The organism is Pelagibacterium sediminicola, from assembly GCF_003390885.1.
GTDB lineage: Bacteria > Pseudomonadota > Alphaproteobacteria > Rhizobiales > Devosiaceae > Pelagibacterium > Pelagibacterium sediminicola.
Genome location: NZ_QMEL01000041.1, coordinates 1 through 253 on the forward strand (window position 1 = coordinate 1; position 253 = coordinate 253).

The 253-nt window shown below is 59.3% G+C and carries 1 pseudogene; it reads left to right on the forward strand.

Annotated elements, in window-relative coordinates:
• Positions 1–132 (forward strand): annotated as a pseudogene (locus tag DQG18_RS15920) (IS630 family transposase); the annotation flags it as partial.
• Positions 133–253: the final 121 nt, after the last annotated feature.

Consider the following 253-nt stretch of genomic DNA (forward strand, 5'->3'; position numbering starts at 1 on the left):
GTGGCCGAGGTGATCGAGCGAACACTGAACACGACGCCGAAGGACGCCACCCATTGGTCGATCCGTTCGATGGCAGCGGCAACAGGACTGTCGCACACCACCATCCGCCGAATATGGGCCGCGTTTGAGCTATGCCGGGAAATGGGTGACGGGGTCTGAAAGGGCGGCGTATCGTGGCGGGTGTCGAAGCCTGCCAGAACTTCCCAAAGGAACGATACGCCATGAAGAAGACTACAGACATCATCGCCTTTCG